This is a genomic window from Rhizobium nepotum 39/7 (assembly GCF_000949865.1).
Lineage (GTDB): Bacteria > Pseudomonadota > Alphaproteobacteria > Rhizobiales > Rhizobiaceae > Agrobacterium > Agrobacterium nepotum.
The window spans coordinates 1-4,832 of record NZ_JWJH01000059.1; the positions used below are offsets into that span (position 1 = coordinate 1).

A 4,832-nucleotide genomic window follows, 5' to 3' on the forward strand; every position below is an offset into this window, starting at 1 on the left:
GATCTCCCCCCTTGTGGGGGAGATGTCCGGCAGGACAGAGGGGGGTACCCCCCGCCCACCGCCCAAAATTAATAAGGCGCGTCCACCTTCCCCGTGCTCACATAAACCGTCTTCAGCTCGCTATAATGCTCCAGCGCAGCGGCCGAGTTCTCCCGCCCGAAGCCGGATTGTTTCGAGCCGCCGAAGGGCATTTCCACCGGGCAGAGATTGTAGGTGTTGATCCACAGCGTGCCCGCCTCCAGCCGGTCGACCACGCGGTGAGCGCGGGCGAGATCGGCGGTGAAGACACCGCCGGCGAGGCCGAATTCGGTGGCATTGGCGCGGGCGATAACCTCGTCCTCATCGTCGAAATCCAGCACGCACATGACCGGGCCGAAGATTTCCTCGCGGGCGATGGTCATATCATCAGTCACATCGGCAAACACGGTCGGCTGCACGTAAGCGCCCTCACCCGAGACATTGTTGGGAATGCCGCCGCCGGTCACGAGTGTTGCACCCTCGGCCTTGCCCTTTTCGATGTAGCCGAGAACCTTTTCCTGCTGGGCCTTGGAAACCAGCGGGCCGAGATGGGTGGCGTAGTCGAGCGGATCGCCGAGGATCATCGCTTCGGTGCGGCGCTTCAGGTTTTCGAGGAAGCGGGCTTTTGCCTTTTTCTGCACGAAGACACGCGTGCCATTGGAGCAGACCTGACCGGAGGAATAGAAATTGCCGAGCATGGCGCCGCCGACGGCACTTTCGATATCGGCATCGTCGAAGACGATCATCGGCGACTTGCCGCCGAGTTCCATCGTTACGTGTTTCAGATACCCGGCAGCGGCAGCGGCCACCTTGCGCCCGGTCGGCACCGAGCCTGTCAACGAGACCTTGGCGACGTCAGGGTGGTTGACCAAAAGCGGTCCGGTGTCGCGATCGCCCTGAATGACGTTGAACAGGCCCTTGGGCAAACCGGCCTCGATGAGGATTTCGGCAATCTTCAACGCGCCGAGCGGAGTGTTTTCCGACGGCTTGAAGACCATGGCGTTACCGGCAACGAGCGCGGGCGCCGCCTTCCAGCAGGCGATCTGCTGCGGATAGTTCCATGCGCCGATACCGACGCAGACACCGAGGGGAACGCGCTTGGTATAGGCGAAATCGCCGCCGAGCGGGATATAGTCGCCATTCAGCGCCGAAGGCGCAATACCGCCGAAAAACTCGAAGGCATCCGCACCGGAGGTCGGATCGGCGACGATGGTTTCCTGAATGGGCTTGCCTGTATCCAGCGTCTCGAGTGTGGAAAGCGCGTCGTTGCGTTCGCGCATGATGTCTGCGGCGCGTTTCAGGATGCGCCCGCGCGCCATGGGGCTCATCGCCGCCCATTCCTTCTGCGCCCGCTTGGCCGAGGCGATGGCGCGCTCGACAATCACCGGGGTTGCCGCATGCAGCCTCGCGATGACCTCGCCGGTTGCCGGAAACACACTTTCGAAGAGTGTGCCGGTATTATCCTCGACATAGTCCCCGTCGATGAAATGCGAGGCTTTGGGCTGCGCCTTAAGCGGCGTCGCGATGGTCATGTCGAATACTCCTAGAGAATGCGGACGGACGGCTTCGGGCGCTGTCCATCGGGAAAAGGTTTGAGCTGCAAGTCGAAATAATCCTCGACAAGGGCCGGCGCGGAGGCAAGGCCAAGCGGGGCCGAGCGCAGGCTGTGCCTGATATAAAGCCCGTCGATAAGGGCTGCGGCCCCCTCCGCGATGCGTGCCGCGTCATCGGGCGGGCAAAGCCGGTTAAGGCTTGCCATGAGATTGGAGCGCAGGCGGCGGGAATAGAGCACGAGCAGGCGGCGGGTTTCTTCCGAGCGTTGCGCCTCGACATAAAAGGCAAGCCATGCCGCCACGGTTTCGGGCGTGAACTGGTCGCTCTGGAAGGAAACGTGGACGATGGCGCTCAGCCTTTCGCGCGGACCGCTGGCGCGGGTCAGCGCCGCCACCGCATCCCGCCGGAGATCCCGCAGCAGGCTGCGGGTGGTTTCCAGAAGGAGCTGCTGCTTGCTGCCGAAATAATGATGCGCAAGCGCCGCCGACACGCCCGCTTCCCGGGCGATATCCGACATCGTCACATTCAGCGAACCATGATGGCCTATGGTGCGGAGCGCCGCATCCACCAGCGCCTTCCGGCGCAAAGGCTCCATTCCGATCTTGGGCATAATGGTCTCCTTGATGGCGGGCAAAATATTCTTGATTGATCAATCAATCAATAAAAAATGCGCCATTTCATGTCGCTGATTTGCCATGGATCAAAGAAAACCCGGCAAGGCCGAATAAGACCATCCGACACTTATGCCGAGGCCGGTTCGCGGGGGAAAACTAAACCGTGATATACTGCAAATTGGGAATGGAACACGTTTCGTGCTAATATACGAAGTGATACAAATTTCGCTGGAAGCGGCGCCAGACGAAAAGTGAAAAAACGCCCGCAAGAGAGACCGCGACCGCGCGCTGCCCGCATGGACCGGCGATGCGTTCGCAAGGGTTGAACATAGGGAGTGATATCATGCCAATGGTAACAGTATCTATTTCCCCGGAACAGGCAGCAAGAATGCGCGAGGCCGTGAATTGCGGCGCTTACGCATCCGGTAGCGAGGTCGTCAGGGCCGCGCTGAGACTATGGGCGGCCTCTGCCGAACACGGTGTCGGCACCAGGCCCGCAGCGCCCGCTGAGGCAACCGAAGCCGACCGCGAACGCATGAATGTTGCCGAACTTTACGCCGCTCATACCGGGCAAGTGCGCCGGGCCTGAGGCCTTGCGCGGCACCCGTAGCTATTGAGGGGGCCTGTGACAAAACGTTCATCAAAGCTTCACAGTCGTGAAAGCTTTTGTTGACCTGTGATCTGCGATTGTCTGCCGCAAAAGAGACGGGTTTCCGTGTGCGCATTTCATGTGTCACGCCCATGGGAACCGGCAATAGCGGAGAACAGAAATGCCGGCCGTAATGCTGGAGAACGATGTCATCAGGCGGTTTGCCTCCGGGCACATGTTTCCCATGGCGAAACTTGTGCTTGAAACCGCGTTTCAGCCGATTGTCGAGGCGACGACGGGCACGATTTTCGGTTATGAATCGCTGATGCGCGGCCACGACCGGCTCGGTTTTTCCAGCCCGCTGGCCCTTCTCGACCAGGCTGCCGAGGATGGCGAGCTGAAGGCCTTCGAACAGATGCTGGCAAACCGCGCGCTGGCGAAATTCTCCACCCTGACGGACTTTTCCTCCACCACCCTGTTCCTCAATCTCGATGTGCGGCTGATCCCACATGGCGACGCCATTCTCGACAAGCTCGTCGGCCATCTGGCGCGGGCGGGCATTCCCGCCTCCTCCATCTGCTTTGAGCTTTCCGAGCGTTTCGACAATACCAGCGTGCCGGAATTCAAGGCCTTGATTGCCCGCATGCGCAAGGAAGGCTTCAAGCTGGCGATCGACGATTTCGGCGCTGGTCACGGCGAGATGAAGCTCCTATGCGACTATCCGCTGGATTACCTGAAGATCGACCGGCATTTCATCCACGGCGTCGATCACCTTCCGCGCAAACAGCATCTGGTCCGCAACATCGTCAACATCGCCCATGTTCTTGGCGTCCGGGTCATTGCAGAAGGCATCGAAACCGAAGCGGAGTTTCTGACCTGCCGCGAATATGGCGTCGATCTGGTGCAGGGCTGGCTGATCGCCAAGCCGACGGTGTTCATCAGCGAGCTTCCCGAGAGCTTTCCGCACCTCAACCGCATGGGCGTGGCGCGGCGCAACAGCCAGTCGCTGGATGAAATCCTCATCCGCCGCGAAATAGAGCGCCTACCCACCGTGTTTGAGCATGACAGCGTCGACAGCGTCTTCGAATTGTTCCGCAGAAACCCGCGGCAGGCGTTTTTCCCGGTTCTCAACGCCAATGGCGAACCGCGCGGCGTCATCAACGAATATCACCTCAAGGAATATATCTACCGGCCTTTCGGCCGCGACCTTCTCAAGAACAAGATCTATGAACGCACCATTTCCCACTTCGTCGATCCTGCGCCGATCGTGGGCCTCGATGCGGATGCAGACCAGCTGATGAACATGTTCGCCAGCATGGGCGGCAGCGCCTGCATCATCCTCACCGAAAACATGCGTTACGCCGGCATAGTCTCCGCCGCTTCGCTCATCAAGGTCATCAACGAAAAACAGCTCAAGATGGCGCAGGACCAGAACCCGCTGACGGCGCTGCCCGGAAACCGCGCCATCGGCGGCTTCATTGCCGACAGTTGCGGCGACGGCGATGAGACGCGCTTCTTCTGCTATTGCGACTTCGACAATTTCAAACCGTTCAACGACAAATACGGCTTCAACGCCGGCGACCTTGCCATCACCCTTTTTTCCGCGCTGATGCGCCGTTACTTTTTCGCCGGTGACTGTTTTCTCGGCCATATCGGCGGCGACGACTTTTTCGTCGGCGTGCGCGACTGGACGGTGGAGGAACTGACGGAAATCCTCGAACGGCTGCTTAGCGATTTCCATGTTGACGTCGCCGAACTCTACTCCGACGAAGACCGCGCGGCCGGCTGCATGAAAGGCCAGGACCGCCACGGCAACGAGCGGGACTTCGCGCTGCTGCGCTGTTCGATCGGCGTTCTCATTTTGCCGAAGGGGCTGATCATCGCCAATCCCGAACGTATCGGCGGCGAGATCGCCGGCATCAAGGCAGCCGCGAAAGAAAATGAAGACGGTCTCGTCATCCGGGTGTTCGGCGAGACAAAATGAGAAATAGGGGGCGAGTTTGGGATCCGGTTGACCCGGTGCGCGCGGCTTTACCCCCCTCTGCCCTGCCGGGCAT

4 protein-coding genes are annotated in these 4,832 nt (G+C 60.1%); 2 read left to right on the plus strand and 2 right to left on the minus strand.

What is annotated here, in order from left to right:
• Positions 1-68 precede the first annotated feature (68 nt).
• Together betB and betI are read right to left on the minus strand one after the other, a co-directional pair.
• Positions 69-1,550, minus strand: coding sequence for a betaine-aldehyde dehydrogenase (gene betB / locus RS75_RS24765; RefSeq protein ID WP_045025256.1), 1,482 nt, complete (start codon positions 1,548-1,550; stop codon positions 69-71).
• Between the two features lie 11 nt (positions 1,551-1,561).
• Positions 1,562-2,182: a transcriptional regulator BetI gene (gene betI / locus RS75_RS24770; protein ID WP_045025259.1), complete on the minus strand. Its 621-nt coding sequence runs from the start codon at positions 2,180-2,182 to the stop codon at positions 1,562-1,564.
• A 347-nt stretch (positions 2,183-2,529) separates the two neighbouring features.
• On the opposite strand from betI, the gene RS75_RS24775 reads away from it, so the two are divergent.
• Both RS75_RS24775 and RS75_RS24780 read left to right on the plus strand, forming a co-directional pair.
• Complete coding sequence (locus tag RS75_RS24775) at positions 2,530-2,775, plus strand: ribbon-helix-helix domain-containing protein (RefSeq protein ID WP_045025257.1); 246 nt, start codon at positions 2,530-2,532, stop codon at positions 2,773-2,775.
• A gap of 181 nt (positions 2,776-2,956) precedes the next feature.
• Complete coding sequence (locus RS75_RS24780; RefSeq protein WP_045025258.1) at positions 2,957-4,759, plus strand: GGDEF domain-containing protein; 1,803 nt, start codon at positions 2,957-2,959, stop codon at positions 4,757-4,759.
• Positions 4,760-4,832: the final 73 nt, after the last annotated feature.